At 70.8% G+C, this 17,352-nt stretch carries 13 protein-coding genes; 11 read left to right on the top strand and 2 right to left on the bottom strand.

Features of this window, described 5'->3' with window-relative positions; genetic code table 11:
- The first annotated feature begins 71 nt into the window (after positions 1–71).
- Complete coding sequence (locus tag ACTCB7_RS01485) at positions 72–1,220, top strand: ABC transporter ATP-binding protein (protein WP_463005297.1); 1,149 nt, start codon at positions 72–74, stop codon at positions 1,218–1,220.
- Here ACTCB7_RS01485 and ACTCB7_RS01480 read toward each other — a convergent pair.
- Positions 1,182–2,876 carry an ABC transporter permease gene (locus ACTCB7_RS01480; protein ID WP_463005296.1) on the bottom strand — a complete coding sequence of 565 codons (1,695 nt, stop codon included), beginning with the start codon at positions 2,874–2,876 and terminating at the stop codon, positions 1,182–1,184. The genes ACTCB7_RS01485 and ACTCB7_RS01480 overlap by 39 nt on opposite strands.
- 202 nt (positions 2,877–3,078) lie before the next feature.
- Here ACTCB7_RS01480 and ACTCB7_RS01475 point away from each other — a divergent pair, with 202 nt between their 5' ends.
- From ACTCB7_RS01475 to ACTCB7_RS01450, 6 genes are all read left to right on the top strand, one after another.
- Positions 3,079–3,606 (top strand): ankyrin repeat domain-containing protein, encoded by a 528-nt coding sequence (locus tag ACTCB7_RS01475; RefSeq protein ID WP_463005295.1) that lies wholly within the window; start codon positions 3,079–3,081, stop codon positions 3,604–3,606.
- A gap of 94 nt (positions 3,607–3,700) precedes the next feature.
- Positions 3,701–5,104 carry a sigma-54 interaction domain-containing protein gene (locus ACTCB7_RS01470; protein ID WP_463005294.1) on the top strand — a complete coding sequence of 468 codons (1,404 nt, stop codon included), beginning with the start codon at positions 3,701–3,703 and terminating at the stop codon, positions 5,102–5,104.
- Between the two features lie 275 nt (positions 5,105–5,379).
- On the top strand, positions 5,380–6,495 hold the full coding sequence (locus tag ACTCB7_RS01465; protein ID WP_463005293.1) for a TRAP transporter substrate-binding protein: 1,116 nt from the start codon (positions 5,380–5,382) through the stop codon (positions 6,493–6,495).
- Complete coding sequence (locus tag ACTCB7_RS01460) at positions 6,495–7,130, top strand: TRAP transporter small permease subunit (RefSeq protein WP_163648156.1); 636 nt, start codon at positions 6,495–6,497, stop codon at positions 7,128–7,130. The genes ACTCB7_RS01465 and ACTCB7_RS01460 overlap by 1 nt, the downstream gene beginning before the upstream one ends.
- On the top strand, positions 7,123–8,478 hold the full coding sequence (locus tag ACTCB7_RS01455) for a TRAP transporter large permease (protein ID WP_463005292.1): 1,356 nt from the start codon (positions 7,123–7,125) through the stop codon (positions 8,476–8,478). Before ACTCB7_RS01460 ends, ACTCB7_RS01455 begins: the two co-directional genes overlap by 8 nt.
- Positions 8,479–8,525: 47 nt before the next feature.
- On the top strand, positions 8,526–9,098 hold the full coding sequence (locus ACTCB7_RS01450) for a Rossmann-fold NAD(P)-binding domain-containing protein (protein ID WP_463005291.1): 573 nt from the start codon (positions 8,526–8,528) through the stop codon (positions 9,096–9,098).
- 235 nt (positions 9,099–9,333) lie between these two features.
- Here ACTCB7_RS01450 and ACTCB7_RS01445 read toward each other — a convergent pair whose 3' ends face one another.
- The gene (locus tag ACTCB7_RS01445) at positions 9,334–9,993 is read right to left on the bottom strand and encodes a TetR/AcrR family transcriptional regulator (protein WP_463005290.1); all 660 of its coding nucleotides are present in this window, start codon (positions 9,991–9,993) and stop codon (positions 9,334–9,336) included.
- A 134-nt stretch (positions 9,994–10,127) separates the two neighbouring features.
- Here ACTCB7_RS01445 and ACTCB7_RS01440 point away from each other — a divergent pair, with 134 nt between their 5' ends.
- From ACTCB7_RS01440 to ACTCB7_RS01425, 4 genes are all read left to right on the top strand, one after another.
- Positions 10,128–11,237 carry an HlyD family secretion protein gene (locus ACTCB7_RS01440; RefSeq protein WP_463005289.1) on the top strand — a complete coding sequence of 370 codons (1,110 nt, stop codon included), beginning with the start codon at positions 10,128–10,130 and terminating at the stop codon, positions 11,235–11,237.
- Entirely contained in the window at positions 11,234–12,787 is a 1,554-nt protein-coding gene (locus ACTCB7_RS01435) for a DHA2 family efflux MFS transporter permease subunit (protein ID WP_463005288.1), read from the top strand. Before ACTCB7_RS01440 ends, ACTCB7_RS01435 begins: the two co-directional genes overlap by 4 nt.
- A gap of 193 nt (positions 12,788–12,980) precedes the next feature.
- Positions 12,981–14,885 (top strand): PhoX family protein, encoded by a 1,905-nt coding sequence (locus tag ACTCB7_RS01430; RefSeq protein WP_463005287.1) that lies wholly within the window; start codon positions 12,981–12,983, stop codon positions 14,883–14,885.
- Positions 14,886–14,943: 58 nt separating this feature from the next.
- The gene (locus ACTCB7_RS01425; RefSeq protein WP_463005286.1) at positions 14,944–17,181 is read left to right on the top strand and encodes a tRNA(Met) cytidine acetyltransferase TmcA; all 2,238 of its coding nucleotides are present in this window, start codon (positions 14,944–14,946) and stop codon (positions 17,179–17,181) included.
- Positions 17,182–17,352 lie beyond the last annotated feature (171 nt).

The raw sequence follows: 17,352 nt of genomic DNA, 5'->3' as shown, positions 1-17,352 counted from the left end.
CAGGACGCGGCCTCCACCGGCGTTTCGCGTTACCATCGCCGGGCGATTCATTCACTCGAGCAGCTTCGCCCATGACCACCATGACCTCTCCGAGCTCCGAGGCCTCCCGGGCCACCGCCACGCCGCGTCACGCCACCCTGCTGGCGATGCGTCATGTCCGCCATGTCTACGACGGCGCGCAGATGGCCGTCGACGATGTCAGCCTGACGGTGGGGCCCGGTGAGGTGGTCTGCCTGCTGGGCCCGTCCGGCTGCGGCAAGACCACGCTGCTGCGCATCGCCGCCGGGCTCGAGGCCCTGCAGGAGGGCGAGCTGAGCCTGCGCGGCGAGCCGCTGAGCGTGCCCGGCGGCCGACACGTGCCGCCGGAGAAGCGCAGCGTGGGGCTGGCGTTCCAGGATTCGGCGCTGTTTCCCCACCTGCGGGTGCTGGAGAACGTCGGCTTCGGCCTGGAGTCGCTGCCCGCCGGCGAACGCCGCGAGCGGGCCATGGCGCTGCTCGAGCAGCTGGGCATGGCCGACTACGCCCGGACCTACCCGCACCAGCTCTCGGGCGGGCAGCAGCAGCGCGTGGCGCTGGCCCGGGCGCTGGCCCCGGCGCCGGCGCTGATGCTGCTCGACGAGCCCTTCTCGAGCCTCGATGCGCGGCTGCGCGAGCAGATTCGCGACGACACCCTGCACGTGCTCAAGCGGGTCGGCGCCGGCACCCTGCTGGTGACCCACGATCCGGAAGAGGCGATGTTCATGGCCGACCGCATCGCCCTGATGCGCGATGGCCGCATCATCCAGATGGGCACGCCCCGCGAGCTCTACTGCGAGCCCGAGGACCCCTTCGTGGTGTCGTTCTTCGGTGCGGTCAACGAGTGGGGCGGCGAGGTGCGCGACGGTCGGGTGGCCACGCCGGTGGGGCCGGTCGCGGCACCGGCGCTGGCCGAGGGCGCGCGGGCGCGGGTGATGATCCGCCCCGAGGCGCTGCGTGTCACCCCCGTCGAGCTGCCGGACGACGAGCGCCGCGCGGAACCGGCCCAGCGCGGCCAGGTGATTCAGGCCCGGCTGCTCGGCCGCAGCAGCCTGGTACAGCTGCACGCCCGCGGCGCGGACGGCAGCGAGGCGAACCTGCAGGCGCAGGTGCCGGGGGTCTTCCTGCCCGAGCCGGGCCAGCCGGTGGCGCTGGCGCTGGACACCTCACAGACCTTCGTCTTTCCCGCCGGCGCCGGGGCGTGAACGGCGGATCGCCCGGCTGAGCAGGATCACCGGGATCACCCCGACCAGCACGATGGTCAGCGACGACGTGGCGGCCTCCGCCAGCCGCTCGTCGGCCGCGAGGTTGTGGGCCCGCACCGCCAGGGTGTCGAAGTTGAACGGCCGCAGGATCACCGTGGCCGGCAGCTCCTTCATCACGTCGACGAACACCAGCAGGGCGGCGGCGAACAGGCTGCCGCGCATCAGCGGCGTGTGCACCCGGCGCAGCGTGCCGCCGGCGGTCTGGCCCAGGGTCCGTGAGGCGGCGTCCATGCTCGGCGTCACCTTGCCCAGGCTGGCCTCCACGGTGTTGAACGACACCGCCAGGAAGCGCACCACGTAGGCGTAGATCAGGATGAACGCCGAGCCGCTCAGCAGCAGCCCCGGCTGGAGGCCGAACCAGGCGTCCAGCCCGGCGTTGAGCTGGCGGTCCAGCCAGGCGAAGGGGATCAGGATGCCCACCGCCACCACCGAGCCGGGCACGGCGTAGCCCATGGCGGCGACCCGCGTGGCCAGGCGCGAGACCCGCCCCGGATGCAGGCGCACGCCGTAGCTCAGCGCCACCGCCAGGCACACCGCCACCAGCGAGGCCACCGCGGCCAGCGACAGGCTGTTGCCGACGAACTCCAGGAAGCGCGAGCCCAGCACGCTGTCGCCCGTCTCGAGCGCCAGGTTGGCGAGAATCGCGCTGGGCGCGATGAAGCCCACCAGCACCGGCAGGGCACAAGCCACGATGGCGCCCCAGGCCCGCAGGCCGCGCAGGTGGAACTCCGGCAGCTGGCGGTAGCGGCCGGTGGTGTGGAAGTACCGGCGCTTGCCCCGCGACCAGCGCTCGAGCAGCACCGCGAGGATCACGAACAGCAGCAGGCAGGCCGCCAGCTGGGCCGCCGCGACCTGCTCGCCCATGCCGAACCAGGTGCGGTAGATGCCGGTGGTGAAGGTGTCGACGCCGAAGTACTGCACCGCGCCGAACTCGTTGAGGGTCTCCATCAGCACCAGCGAGACGCCGCCGACGATGGCCGGCCGCGCCAGCGGCACGGCGATGGTGGTGAACAGCCGCCACGGCCCGCGCCCCAGGGTCCGCCCCACGTCCAGCACGCACACCGACTGCTCGAGGAAGGCGGCGCGGGCGAGCAGGTAGACATACGGGTAGAGCACCAGGGTGATCAGCAGCGCCGCGCCCCACAGCGAGCGGATGTCAGGAAAGACATAGTCGCCGTGCTGCCAGCCGAACAGCGCACGCAGCTCGCTCTGCAGCGGCCCGGAGTATTGCAGGAAGTCGGTATAGGCGTAGGCGATCACGTAGGTGGGCACCGCCAGCGGCAGCAGCAGGGCCCACTCGAACAGGCGCCGTCCCGGGAAGCGGCACATCGCCACCAGCCAGGCCGTGCCGGTGCCGATCACCGCCGTGCCGAGGCCCACGCTGAGCGCGAGGATCAGGGTGTTGCTCAGGTAGCGTCCCAGCACGGTGCCGGCCAGGTGGCTCCAGATCTCGCGGCTGGGGATCAGGATGTGCGCCAGTACCACCAGCACCGGCACGGCGACCGCCAGGGCGATGCCGAGCGTGGTGAGCGTCCAGGGATCGAGGCGCCGCCGGGTGCGTGGTGCGGTCGACCGTGTCGTGGCGAAAAGGGACACGCGGGACTCCTTGCGGTAGTGGGGCGTTGGCAGCGGCCAAGGCGGGAAGCCCTGTCCGCGGCGAATCATAGCAATTTGCATTGCGCCTCGCAGCGTCGCCGCGCGACCCGATTGGCGAATTTCATCGCCACGATAGCGGTGACGGGCGCGCCGGAACGCCTATGCTGGAGCAACCTTCAGCGCTGAACAGGGAGAGACAGGGATGACCCGCGATGCACGCGAGACCGCCGACACCCCGGACGAGGAGACCCTGCGCCTGGCCGCGGAGGTCTTCAACGCGGCCCGCGACGGGCACGCCGCGGCCTTTCGGCGCTGGCTGGCCGGCGGGCTGCCGCCCGACCTGTGCAACCACAACGGCGACAGCCTGCTGATGCTGGCCAGCTATCACGGCCACCACGACACCGTGCGGGTGCTGCTGGCCCACGGCGCCGACCCGGAACGCTACAACGACCGCGGCCAGAATCCGCTGGGCGGCGCGGCCTTCAAGGGCGACCTGGCGATGGTCGAGCTGCTGCTGTCGCATGGCGCGGCGGTGGACGGCACCACCGCCGATGGCAAGACACCGCTGATGTTCGCGGCGATGTTCGGCAACCGCGAGGTGCTCGACTGCCTGCTGGCCCACGGCGCCGATCCCGCGGCCCGGGAAGCCGGTGGACTGACGGCGCTCGACCTGGCCGTGGCGATGGGCGCGGCGTCGACCCGGGTCCGGCTGGCGGCGCTCGCGTCATGAGCCGGCGCCGCGGCTCCGCCCAAGGTCGTCTTGCCAGGCGTGGCGGCCGTGACGAGGCTGAAGCGATACCCACAGGACAGCTGCCGGAGCCAGCATGGCCAACGAATCGCTCGCCGAGATCCCGCCGGACCGGTGGGACCCGACGCTGCTGCTGCACGGGCTCGACGCCATGGCCGAGTGGGTGGTCGTGGTCGATGCCCGCAGCTGCATCGCCTACCTGAATGCGCCGTATGCCGACTTCCTCGAGGTCGACCCGCTCGCCGCGGTGGGCCGCCCGGTCAGCGAGGTGATCGAGAACACCCGCATGCCCGAGGTGGTAGCCTCGGGCAAGGCCGAGCTGGCCCAGCTGCAGCTGGTGCGCGGCCATCACATGATCGCCCACCGCTACCCGGTCCGCGCGGGCGGCCGGGTGATCGGGGCGATCGGCACGGTGATCTACCACGACACCTGGGAGTGGCGGCAGATGAATGCCCAGGTGCGGGCCCTGGAGGCCGAGGTCGACTACTATCGCCAGGCCCTCGACGCCCGGGCCGGGGCGCGCTGGCAACTCACCGATGTGGTCGGCGAGAGCGAGGCGATGCGTATGCTCAACGCCAAGGTGCGCAAGATCGCCCCCGGCGATGCCTCGGTGCTGATCCGCGGCGAGTCGGGCACCGGCAAGGAACTCTACGCCCACGCCCTGCACCGGCTCTCCGAGCGGGCCGACGGCCCCTTCATCAAGCTCAACTGCGCGGCGATCCCCGAGCAGCTGCTCGAGGCCGAGCTGTTCGGCTACGAGGACGGCGCCTTCACCGGGGCGCGCAAGGGCGGCAAGCCGGGCAAGTTCCAGCTCGCCCATGGCGGCACGCTGTTTCTCGACGAGATCGGCGACATGCCCCCGGCGATGCAGGTCAAGCTGCTGCGGGTGCTGCAGGATCGCGAGGTCGAGGCGGTGGGGGCGACGCGGCTGGTGCCGGTCGACGTGCGGGTGATCGCCGCCACGCACCGGCCGCTGGAGGCCCTGGTCGAGCGCGGCGAGTTCCGCGAGGACCTGTTCTACCGCATCAACGTGGTGCCGCTGGCGATTCCGCCGCTGCGCGAGCGCCGCGAGGACATCCCGGCGCTGGCCCGCCACCTGCTGTCCCGGCTCGCCGAGCGGCGCGGGCGGCGCTGCCCGACGCTCGGCGGGGCGGCGCTGGCCTGCCTGTGCCGGCATGCCTGGCCGGGCAACGTGCGCGAGCTGGAAAACGTGCTCGAGGCGGCATTCTACCTGGGGGGGACGCATCTCGACGTGGATGACCTGCCGGAGGCCCTGCGCGGCACGACGGCGCCTCCCGAGCGGGCGGCGCGCTCGCTCAGGACGACCCTCGCCGAGGCCGAGCGGCAGGCCCTGGAGCGGGCGCTGGGCGAGTGCGACGGCAATCGCACCCAGGCGGCACGCTGCCTGGGCATCGCCAAGTCCTCGCTGTACGAGAAGCTGGCCCGCCACGGCCTGGGCGGCGAGCGCGACGCGGGCTGAGCGTCCGGAATCCTGGAATGCGTCCGACTTTCCGGACGCCCGGAAGGCGGTCGAAGGGCGTTTTCGAGACGCCGCGTCCGCCGAGGCGTCCGGATTCTCGGACGACGGCGTGTGCCGGTCACACCCTGAGCGGCTCCCCCGGCACGGTGCGGTCGTGTATGGCCATCGCAGTGGCCTGACGGGAAAGGCGTTTTGCCGGAACTGGCAGTCTCCTTGCTGGGCATTGACGAGCCCCCATGACGGGGGAACAACAACAATGCTCAAGGAGAACGTTCATGCCTCACACCGTCACCACCCGCTCGCTGCTGGCCTCGGCGATCGCCCTGGCGAGCGCCGCCATGCTGACCGCGCCGGCCCACGCCGAGGGCCCCAAGCGGCTCGACGTGGCCAGTACCTTCTCGACCCAGAACTTCCTCGGCGCCGGGGCCGAGCACCTCTCCAAGGAACTCGAGACCGCCACCGGCGGTGCGGTATCGCTGCGCGTGCACGAGCCGGGGGATCTGGTGCCGCCCTTCGAGGTCTTCAACTCGGTGTCCTCCGGGGCCGTGCAGGCCGGCTGGGACTGGATCGGCTACTGGGCGGGCACCGTGCCGATCACCAACCTCTACGGCGCGCTGCCGTTCGGCCCGTCGCCGGAGGCCTTCATGTCGTGGATGTGGGCCGGCGAGGGCACGAAGCTGCTGCAGAAGGCCTACGACCCCTACGGCGTGAAGGTGCTGCCGTGCTTCATCTCGCCGCAGGAGACCGGCGGCTGGTACAACAAGGAGATCAAGTCGCCCGAGGACTTCAAGGGCCTGTCGATGCGCATCTCCGGGCTGGGCGCCAAGGTGCTCAACAAGCTCGGCGCCTCGACCCAGCTGGTGCCGGGCAACGAGATCTACCTGGCGCTGGAGCGCGGGCGCGTCGACGCCACCGAGTTCTCGGTGCCGCAGGTCGACGCGGCGATGGGCTTCGACGAGGTCGCCAAGTACTACTACTTCCCCGGCTGGCACCAGAGCGCGAGCTGGTTCTCGCTGATCGTCAACCAGCAGGTCTGGGACCAGTACAGCGACGAGCGCAAGGCGCAGTTCGAGACCGCCTGCCGCTCGACCCTGCAGTGGGCGATGGCCGAGGCGCCGCCCGCGCAGGTGCGCACCATCCACAAGCTCGAGGAGAAGGGGGTGCAGGTCAAGCGCTTCCCCGACTCGGTGATCCAGGCGCTGCAGGATGCCTGGGTCGAGGTGCGCCAGGAGGAGATGCAGCAGAACCCGGCCTTCGCCGAGGCCTACAAGTCGCTGATGAAGCACGTCGGGCTGATCGACGAGTGGTACAAGCTGCAGGCGCTGCCCGCGCCGGAGCCGATCAAGGACACCGACTCGGACGGCACCAGCGGGTCTGAAGGAGACGCCTGATGCCCACCGCCGACCTTGCGCCCTGGCGCAGTCGAGGCGGCACGGCATGCGAGGCCCTGGCCCGACCGCTGGTCGGGCTGGGGCTGTGGGTGGGCCGCGTCACCAGCTGGCTGGTGCTGCTGGTGATGCTGGCCGTGCTCACCACCGTGACCCTCAACGCCCTGGGCATCAACGAGATCGCCGAATGGCAGACCGACGTGCTGCTGTTCGGCAAGGCCCTGACCATCAACAGCATCACCGAGCTGCAGTGGCACCTGTTCGGCGTGCTGACGCTGTTCGGCGGCACCTACGCCCTGCACCACGACACCCACGTGCGCGTCGATCTCGTCTACCACCGGCTGTCGCCGCGCGGGCGGGCGATCATCGACATCCTCGGCCACGTGATCTTCCTGATTCCGTTCTGCCTGCTGGTGGCCTGGCTGTCCAAGCACTTCGTGACGATGTCGTATCTCTCCGGCGAGCATTCCAACTACGGCGGACTCACCGACCGCTACCTGATCAAGGCGATCCTGCCGATCAGCCTGGTGTTCCTGGCCATCGGGGCCCTGGGGCAGGTGCTGCACAACCTCGCCGGGCTGTTCGACCCGGCGCATCTGGCCTCCGACCACCACGACGAGGAGGCGCCGCATGGCTGAGTTCCTGAGCGAGTACGCACTGGCGCTGGCGATGATCGTCACCCTGCTGGCGGGAATCTTCACCGGCTATCCCGTCGCCTTCCTGCTCGGCGGGCTGGGCATCATCTTCTCGTTCATCGGCGGGGTGCCGCTGCCCTTCCTGGGCACGGTCAGCTCGCGGATCTTCGGCGGGGTGGTCGAGAACTGGCTGATGATCGCCATTCCGCTGTTCGTGTTCATGGGGCTGATGCTCGAGCGCTCCGGGGTCGCCCGGCGCCTGCTGCTGACCCTGCAGCGGCTGTTCGGGCGCACCCACGGCGGGCTGGCGGTGTCGGTGGCGATGCTGGGCATCGTCATGGCCGCCAGCACCGGCATCATCGGCGCCTCGGTGGTGATGCTGGGCCTGCTGGCGCTGCCGGTGATGCTCAAGCAGGGCTACCGCGCCGAAATGGCCTGCGGGGTGATCGCCGCCTCGGGGACCCTGGGCATCCTGATTCCGCCGTCGATCATGCTGGTGCTGATGGGCTCGATCCTCCAGGTCTCGGTGGGCGCGCTGTTCAAGGCCGCGCTGCTGCCCGGGCTGCTGCTGGGCGGGCTGTACATCGCCTATCTGCTGATCACCGCGCGGCTCAAGCCGGACTGGGCGCCGCTGGTCGACCAGAATTCCGCGGAGGCCGACACCACGCCGCTGCCGCTGGCGCTGCTGCGCGACCTGCTGGGACCGGTGGCGCTGATCGTCGCCGTGCTCGGCTCGATCATGGCCGGCATCGCCACGCCCACCGAGGCGGCAGCGATCGGCGCGGGCGGCAGCCTGCTGCTGGCGCTGGTCATGCGCAGCCTGGACTGGGCGACCCTGCGCGAGGCGGTGCGCGAGACCTCGCGGACCTCGGCGATGATCCTGTTCGTGGTGATCGGCGCGACCTGCTTCTCGGTGATCTTCAAGCGCCTGGGCGGCGCCTACATGATCGAGGACCTGATCACCGGCACCGGCCTGGGCCCCTACGGGCTGATGCTGCTGATCATGGGCCTGATCTTCGTGCTCGGCTTCTTCCTCGAGTGGATCGAGATCAGCTTCGTGGTGCTGCCGCTGGTCGCGCCGGTGATCGAGGCGCTGGACTTCGGCTATGGCCTCTCCGGCCAAGGGCTGCTGGTGTGGTTCGCCATCCTGGTGGCGATCAACCTGCAGACCAGCTTCCTGACCCCGCCGTTCGGCTATGCGCTGTTCTACCTCAAGGGCATCACCGAGGGGCAGATCGGCATCGGCACCATCTATCGCTCGATCATCCCCTTCGTGCTGCTGCAGCTCGCCGGGCTGATCCTGTGCATGGTCTTTCCGGCGCTGGTGCTGTGGCTGCCGGGGCTTCTGTGAGGAAACCCTGACGAAATGTCTGCGCTTCCCGGAGAGAGGAGAGGGCTGTGCGTAAACGGGTCTTGATCGCCGGCGGCGGCGAGCTGCTGGAACCGCTGGCGCGGGCCTTCCTCGAGGAGGGCGCGACGGTGGCGCTGCTGACGCCGGATGCCGTCGGTCTGGCGCGGACGCTCGATGCCCTGGGCGGCGAGCGCGCGGACCGCTTCGGCCAGGTGGCGGAAACGGGCGCGCTGGATCGCCTGCTCGGGCGCCTGGGCCGGCTGGATGTGCTGGTCTGTGCGCCGCCGCCGCTGGCGCGCCATGTGCCCCTGGCGCGGCGGCTGAGCGAGCAGGTCGCCGAGCCCTCGGCCCTGCTGCAGATCGCCCGGGCCTGGATGCACAGCCGCGGTGGCGGGCGTCTGGTGGCCGTCGCCCCGGACGGCGACAGCCAGGCGGCGAGCATGGTGCGCGAGGCACTGGCGGCGCTGGTGCGGCGGCTGGGCGATGCCGGCAGCCCGGGCGTGTGCATCAACCTGCTGTGCCCGCGCGGGGCGTCCCGCTCCGCCGTGGCGGATTGTGCCCGCTTCCTGGCCGGCGGGGCAGGGCGGGCGCTGAACGGGCAGGTGCTGACCCTGACCTAGTAGTGTCAGGCCTGATCGAGGGGGTGCGGGAGGGGATTCATCCCCGACAGCGGTGCCGGCGTGGCTGGGTCATCGCGACTGAAGTCGCTCCCACGGCCCTTCGGTCAGGCTGGCCGGGTTGATTGAGGGTTTTGTGGGAGGGGATTCATCCCCGACAGCGGCGGCCCGGTGGCGGGTCCATCGCGACTGAAGTCGCTCCCGCGGCCAGGCGCCGGATGCACAAACTACCGAGAGATCACACCGGGTCGCGCCACCCGGCGGGGCGTGCCCCACCCAGAAAGATGGCCACGCACTGGCGGGCGCGTTCGGCGCACTGGGCGTCGTCGGGGGCGGGGTGGCGGCCCAGCAGGGCGTCGATGTGCCACTCGCCGAGCAGCATGCCCATGAACATGCCCGCGGCCTCGCGGGGGTCGGCGAGCGCCAGGTTGCCGGCGGCGACCTGGTCGCGCAGGTAGTCGGCCAGATCCTGGCGGGTGCGGTCGGGGCCGCGGCGCAGGAACAGTTCGCCGAGCGCGGGAGCCCGCTCCGCCTCGAAGGCCAGCCCCCGCGTCAGCCGGATCACCCCCGGGTCGAAGACCAGCGCCAGCATCCGCCGGCCCAGCTCGAAGAGCACCTGCTCCGGCGCGGTGGCATCGCGCCGCCCGGCCTCCAGCACCTCCCAGGCGGTGGCGATGTGGCGCTCCATGGCCGCCATGAACAGCCCTTCCTTGTTGCCGAACAGCTTGTAGAGCGTGGCCAGCGACCCGCCGGCCCGCGCGACCACGTCGTTGACGCTCGCGCCGGCATAGCCCTGTTCCAGGAAGACGTCCCGGGCGGCGTCGAGCAGCCGTTCGCGGCGCGCCTCGCCGCGCGGGGTGCAGGCCCGTGTGCACGGGCCGGGGCGGGATTCGGACATGGTGACTCCTGGCCGGATCGATCCTCGATGGCGATGTAGTGTAGCATTCATTACACTGTGTGGCAGCCGGGTCGGGCGGCGGCACCCGCGGCAGGCGGGGCCCGCGCCGGGGCGCATCGAACCGAGGAGTCGACATGAAGCAGACGGGCAAGATCGTGGGCGCGCTGGTGGCCGTCGTGGCGCTGGCCGTGCTGGGCTGGCGGGCCTGGGAGTGGTGGCAGGTCGGACGCTTCATCGAGGAGACCGACAACGCCTACGTGCATACCGACAGCGTGGCGATTCGCGCCGAGCTGGCGGCCCGGGTCGCCGAGGTGGCGGTCGACGACAACCAGCCGGTGACGCAAGGGCAGCTGCTGGTCCGCCTCGACGATGCCAGCTATCGCGATCGGGTCAGCCAGGCCGAGGCGCAGCTGGCGGTGGCCACGGCCTCGATCGCCCAGGCCCGGCGCCGGGTGGCGTTGCAGAAGGCGGCGATCGACGAGGCCCGGTCGCAGGTCGAGGCGGCCCGTGCCGATGTCGACCAGGCCCGGCAGCACCTGGCGCGCTCGTCGAAGCTGGCCTCGCGCAACTATGGCTCGCGCCAGCAGTACGAGGACGACCAGGCCGCGCTGCGGGTCGCCAAATCGACGCTCGCCGCCCGCGAGGCCGCGGTGACCTCGGCGCAGCGCCGGCTGGCGGTCGCCGAGTCGGATGTCGACAGTGCCCGTGCCAGTCGCGACGCCGCCCGGGCCGACCTGGCCTACGCCCGTCATCAGCTCGACAAGACCCGCATCGTCGCGCCCCGCGACGGTGTGGTCGGCAACCTGACCGTCGAGGCCGGCACGCTCGCCCAGCCGTCGCTGACGCTGATGCAGCTGGTGCCCATCGACTCGGCCTACGTGGTGGCCAACTACAAGGAAACCCAGCTCGCGCGGATGCGCGTCGGCCAGCCGGTGGACATTCATGTCGACGCCTATCCCGACACGACCTTCCATGGCGTGGTCGACAGCCTGGCGCCGGCCACCGGAACCCAGTTCAGCCTGCTGCCGCAGGACAACGCCACCGGCAACTTCAACAAGATCGTCCAGCGGGTGCCGGTGAAGATTCGCGTCACCGGGCCCGACGACGCCCTGGGCCGCCTGCGCGGGGGGCTGTCGGTGGTGCCGGGAATCGACACCCGCGACCAGGGTGCCGGTACGCCGGCCGCCGGAACGCCGGCCGCCGGAACGCCGGCCGATGTAGCCCGTAGCGGGAGCGGCGCGTGAGCGACGCCGCCGTCGACGGCGCCCGTCAGGGCGTCAGCGATCTGCCGCCGTGGCCGCAGCGCATCGGTTTCATCGCTGCGGTGTTCGGCATGTTCATGGCGATCCTGGATATCCAGATCGTCGCCAGCTCACTCAACGAGATCCAGGCCGGGCTGTCGGCCAGTCAGGACGAGATCTCCTGGGTGCAGACCGCCTACCTGATCGCCGAGATCGTGATGATCCCGCTGTCGGGCATGCTGATGCGCATCCTCTCGACGCGGGTGGCCTTCACGCTCTCCTGTGCCGGTTTCACCCTGGCCAGCCTGGGCTGTGCGCTGGCCGGCTCCATCGAGCAGCTGATCGTGCTGCGCGCCATCCAGGGCTTCGCCGGCGGGGCGATGATCCCCATCACCCAGGCGGTGAGTTTCTCGATCTTTCCCCGGCGGGTGATGGGCAGCGTGCAGGCGGTGATCGGCATGGTGGTGACCATGGCGCCCTCGGTCGGCCCCACGGTGGGCGGCTACCTGACCGATATCGCCAGCTGGCACTGGCTGTTCCTGGCCAACGTGATTCCCGGGGTGCTGGTGTGCTGGGCGGCCTGGACCTTTCTCGACATTGACAAGGCCGACCATGCCGTCGCCCGCCGTCTGGACTGGCTCGGCCTGGCGCTGATCGCGGTGTTCCTCGGCTCGCTGGAGTTCGTGCTCGAGGAGGGCCCCGGCGACGACTGGTTCGCCAGCGATCGCATCGTCGTCATGACGCTGCTCTGCGTGCTGGCGGGCATCTGGTTCTTCGCCCGCACCCTGCGCCGCGAGCATCCCATCGTCGACCTCTATGCCTTCGCCAACCGCAACTTCGCCCTCGGCGCCGGCCTGGGCTTCATCATCGGCATCGCGCTCTACGGGCTGGTCTACCTGATGCCGCTGTTCTTCGGTCATGTCCGCCATTTCTCGAGCCTGCAGATCGGCCAGGTGATGTTCGTCACCGGCCTGACCATGTTCTTCTGCGCGCCGATCGTCGGCCAGCTCTCCAACCGCGTGGACCTGCGCCTGCTGCTGCTCGCCGGGCTGCTGCTGGTGGGCATCGGTTCGATGATGAACGCCGACCTGACCGTGGAGTCGGGCTTCTGGCAGTTCTTCTGGCCGCAGGTGGTACGCGGCATGGGGCTGATCCTGTGCATCATTCCCGCCTCGCGGATCGCGCTCGGCACGCTGCCGCCCCATGAAGTGGGCAACGCCAGCGGCCTGTTCAACGTGATGCGCAACCTCGGCGGGGCGGTGGGGCTGGCGCTGCTCGACACGGTGCGCGACTGGCGCGAGGACTTTCACTGGAACGCGCTGGCACCGGCCATCGATACCGGGCGCGAGGTGGTGGTGGCGGAAATCGCCAAGTACGAGGCGATGCTCGCCGGCTCGGTGCCCGATGCCCACCGGGCCGCGGTGGGCATGCTGGTCCAGCGCCTCTCCGAGCAGACGGTGGTGATGGCCTTCAACGACATCTTCCTCTGGCTGGGCATGATCTACCTGCTCAGCGTGCCGCTGGTGTTCCTGCTGCGGCGCATCGAGGCCTGATTTCAGCCAATGCCAGGCGTTCTGCAGACCGGGCATCGGGTCGGTGCCATCGAACGGACACGAAAGTGTCAGCCGGCTGTCATCCCGGCGCGGGATCATGCGGCGATGTCGATCATGGCGTCGGGGCGACGTTCCGGCCAGGCCGATGTCGCTCGACGCCACTTCGCTCTGCCCGATGACCAAGGACGTTCCCATGACCCAGTCTGTCGATAGCAATCGCCGCCGTCTGCTCGGCTTCATGGCGGGTGCGCCGCTGCTGCCGCTCGCCAGCGGTCTCGCCGGCCTCGGCGCCAGCCGCTCCGCGGCCGCCGCGACCGAGGCCACGCTCGACGCCGTCAGCTTCCTGCCCATGTCGGCCCCCTCGTTGAGCAACCCGGCCGCGATGGCGACCACCACCATCGGCTCGGCCATGCAGCTCCACATGAGCGACGGGACCAGCCGCCAGGTCAAGCTGGCCTACCATCCCTTCTTCATCACCGGCGACCGGGTGCCCGACGGCCGGGGTGGCACGGTGGTCGCCGGCGGCTACTACGACATCGACAACCAGCCGATCCTCGATCCCTCGGCCGGCAATCGCCAGTTCTTCTCCGACTGCCCGGACGGCACCAGCCTGCTGACGGTCGAGAACGCCCGGGTCGACGGTGTATACGGCAATCCCGTGTTCGCCGTCGTGCAGTTCGAATACACCACCCGCGACGGCGCCGGCGAATCGATGTACGGCCGCCTGCCCTCGCCGATCGCGGTGCTGACCCTGGACCAGAACCCGGAAACCGGCGAGCTGACGCTGGTCAAGTACCACAATGTCGACACCTCGCCGGTGGGCGGGCTGTGGATCACCTGCGGCGCCAGCCTGTCGCCCTGGGGCACCCACCTGTCCAGCGAGGAGTACGAGCCGGACGCCGCCGCCCCCGACGACGAGTTCAAGAGCTACTGCCGGAACCTGTTCGGCGACGAGAACCGCGGCACGCCCTACAACTACGGCCACCTGCCGGAAGTGACGGTCAATCCGGACGGCACCGGCACCCTCGTCAAGCATTACAACCTCGGGCGTCTCTCCCACGAGTTGATTCAGGTCATGCCTGACGAGCGCACCGTGCTGATGGGTGACGACGCCACCAACGGCGGCCTGTTCATGTTCGTCGCCGACAAGCCGCGGGATCTGTCGTCCGGCACCCTGTACGTGGGCAAATGGACCCAGGTCTCGGGCAAGGGCCCCGGCGCCGGCGACATCGGCTGGATCCGTCTGGGCCATGCCGACAGCGCCGAGATCAAGCAGCTGATCGACGACGGTATCCAGGCGTCGGATATCATGGATATCCGCACCGAGGACCCGCAGGACGAGGGCTTCACCCGCATCCCCTACAGCGGCAAAATCAACTGGGTCAAGCTCAAGCCGGGCATGGAGAAGGCCGCCGCCTTCCTCGAGACGCACCGCTACGCGGCCCTGGTCGGCGCCTCGATGGGCTTCACCAAGATGGAAGGCACCACCGTCAACGCCGCCGACAAGAAGGCCTATTCGGCCATGTCCTACATCTACAAGACGATGACCGACGGCAGCAGCGATATCCACGTCGAGGGGCCGACCGCCGGGGCGGTCTACGAGCACACCCTGCGCGGCGGCCAGAAGGACAGCGGCGGCCAGCCCATCGACAGCGAGTGGGTGTCGGTACACATGGCACCGCCGGCCAACCTCGTCGGCGAGGACCTGGCCGAACCGGACGCGCTGGGCAACACCGCCCATACCGACCGCATCGCCAACCCCGACAACATCAAGTTCTCCGAGGAGCTGCGCACCCTGTTCATCGGCGAGGACAGCGGCAACCACGTCAACAACTTCCTGTGGGCCTACAACGTCGACAGCGGCAAGCTCACGCGCCTCCTGTCCTGCCCCGCGGGCGCCGAGTCCACCGGGTTGCAGGCCGTCGACTCGATCAACGGCTGGACCTACATCATGAGCAACTTCCAGCACCCAGGCGACTGGGAAAGCCCGCTGCACGACAAGGTCCGCGAGACGCTCGACCCCTACGTGCGGGCCAACTACAAGGACCGCTACGGCGCCGCGGTGGGCTACATCACCGGCATGCCGAAGCTGGGCTGAGCCGCCGCCGACCGTCGGGCACTGGCCTCGACGCCGTGCATGGCGCATCCTGTGCGCCATGCACGACTCCCTGATCGCCGCCCTCGCGGCGCTGCGCAAGACGCTCAATGATCGCCGCCACCGTGGCCTGCTGTGGGCCGACGGCGAGGCGGCGATGGTGCGTGAGCGGGCCCTTGGCATCTGGCGTGGCGGCGACTGGCAGGCGCCGCTGTGGCTGGGCCCCACCGCCCCCGCCGATGATATCCCCGTGCTGCCCGCCGCCAAGGCGCGCACCCGGCTGGGCGGCGAGCACGAGCTGGTGGTGGTGGACGCCGCTTCCCCGGGCGGCGGCTTCGACCCCGAGGCCTTCGGCGCCGTCGCCGGCACGGTGCGCGCCGGTGGCTTGCTGGTGCTGCTGACGCCCGCCGACTGGCGCACCGACGCGCCGTTCCCCGACGCCGACTATGCCCGCCTGGCCAGCTGGCCCCATGCCGTCGACTCGCTCAGTGCCCATACCCTGGCACGGCTGGCCCGTTGCCTGCGCACCGCCGATACGGTGCTGCGCTGGCCGGCCGAGGCCACGCTTCCCGACCTGACGCCGCCGGCGGCCGGCGAGGCCGCGGCGCCGCCGGACGTGACCGATCCGGACTGCCTGAGCGCCGATCAGGCCGCAGCGGTGCGCCGCCTGAGCCGCCTGCGCCGACGCCGCCCGCTGGTGATCAGCGCCGATCGCGGTCGCGGCAAGAGCGCGGCGCTGGGCATTGCCGCGGCCCGGCGGCTGGCTGGCGGCGAACGCGAGCTATGGCTGACCGCGCCGCGCCCCGGCGCCGTCGAGCCGGTGTTCGAGCGCCTGGCGGCGCTGCTGCCGGAGGGCCGTCGTGAGGCCAATGTCTTTGTGGTGACCACCGACCAGGGCCCGGCGCGGCTGCGCTTTCTGCCGCCGGATGGCGTGATGGCGGCCCTGGCCGAGGCGAGGGGCGAACCGAGCGCCGCGCCGACGCTGCTGGTCGACGAGGCGGCGGCGATCCCCGCGCCGCTGCTGGGGCGCTGGCTCACCGCCTTTCCGCGGCTCGCCTTCGCCACCACCGTGCATGGCTACGAGGGCACCGGGCGCGGCTTCGCGGTGCGCTTTCGCGAGCGGCTCGCGCGCGAGACCCCGGACTGGCGGGCCTGCCGGCTCACGACCCCGGTGCGCTGGGCACCGGGCGACCCGCTCGAGGCGCTGACCCGCGAGCTGCTGCTGCTCGACGCCGAACCGGTGGACGACGCCCGGATCACCGCCGCACTCGCCGACGAGCCGGTGGAACTGGCCGAACTCGACCGGGCGGCCCTGGCCCGTGACACCCCGGCGCTGACCGAGCTCTTCGGCCTGCTGGTCCAGGCCCACTACCGCACCACCCCCGGCGATCTGCGCCAGCTGCTCGATGCCCCCGACGCCCGGTTGCTGACGGCCCGGGTCGGCGGGCACTGCGTGGGCGTGTGTGTGGTCCAGGCCGAGGGCGGGTTGCCGGCGGATCTGGCCGCGGCGGTCCACCATGGCCAGCGCCGCCCGCGCGGCCACCTGCTGGCCCAGTCGCTGGCGGTGCACGGCGGCTGGCGTGAGGCGGCCGAGACCCGCTGGTGGCGTATCCAGCGTATCGCCGTGCATCCCGCGGCACGCCGGCGCGGGGTGGGCTCGCGGCTGCTCGCGGCCGTGGCCGAGCGGGCCCGCGCCGCCGGCATCGACGCCCTCGGCACCAGCTTCGGCGGCGAGCCCGGCCTGCTGGCCTTCTGGCGCTCCCGGGGCTACGTCACTCTGCGCCTGGGCCTTTCCCGCGAGGCCTCCAGCGGCGAGCATGCCGTGATGATGGGACTTTCGCTTCACGATGCCGCCCGTCGGCGGCTGGCCGGCTGGCGGGCCGAGTTCCACGAGCTGCTGCCGACCCTGCTGGCCGCCGAGCTGCGCGATCTCGATGTCGCCCTGGTCGTGGCGCTGCTCGACGAGGCTCCCGTGCCGACACTCGACGCGGCCACAGTGGCGCGGCTGGGCTGGTTCGCCGCGGGCGGTGGCGAGCTGGCGCTGGCACGGCCCTGGCTGGCCCGGGCCTGGCGCATCGCCCGTCATCGCGCGCCCTCCGCGCTGGACGAGGCCGAGTGGCAGGCGCTGGCGGCGCCGCTGTTCCAGGGCCGCGAGGTGCCCGCCGGCTGGACGGCGACGGGGCGCAAGGCACGCCTGCGCCGCTGGCGCGAGCTGGCCGGGCGGCTCCAAGCGATACTCGAGGCAACGTGTCCCGACAAGCTTGATGCACGTCAAGCGGGCAGCGCCGACAGCCTTTAGACTAAGAGCTCGTTTTCAGACTATCGGCATGATGGGCGCCGGGGGACAAGGCGAAGCGAGGGTCCTTTGCCATGGATGGCAAAGGTAGCGCCCAGGGAGGGGTTTACAGCGCCCTCGCGAAGGCTTGCCGCCGGGAAAGCCCATCCCGCTTACCGGTTGTGAAAGAATCTC

This window comes from Modicisalibacter sp., from assembly GCF_055145905.1.
Note: the sequence above shows the minus strand (reverse complement) of the source record. Positions and strands in the feature narration are given on the sequence as shown.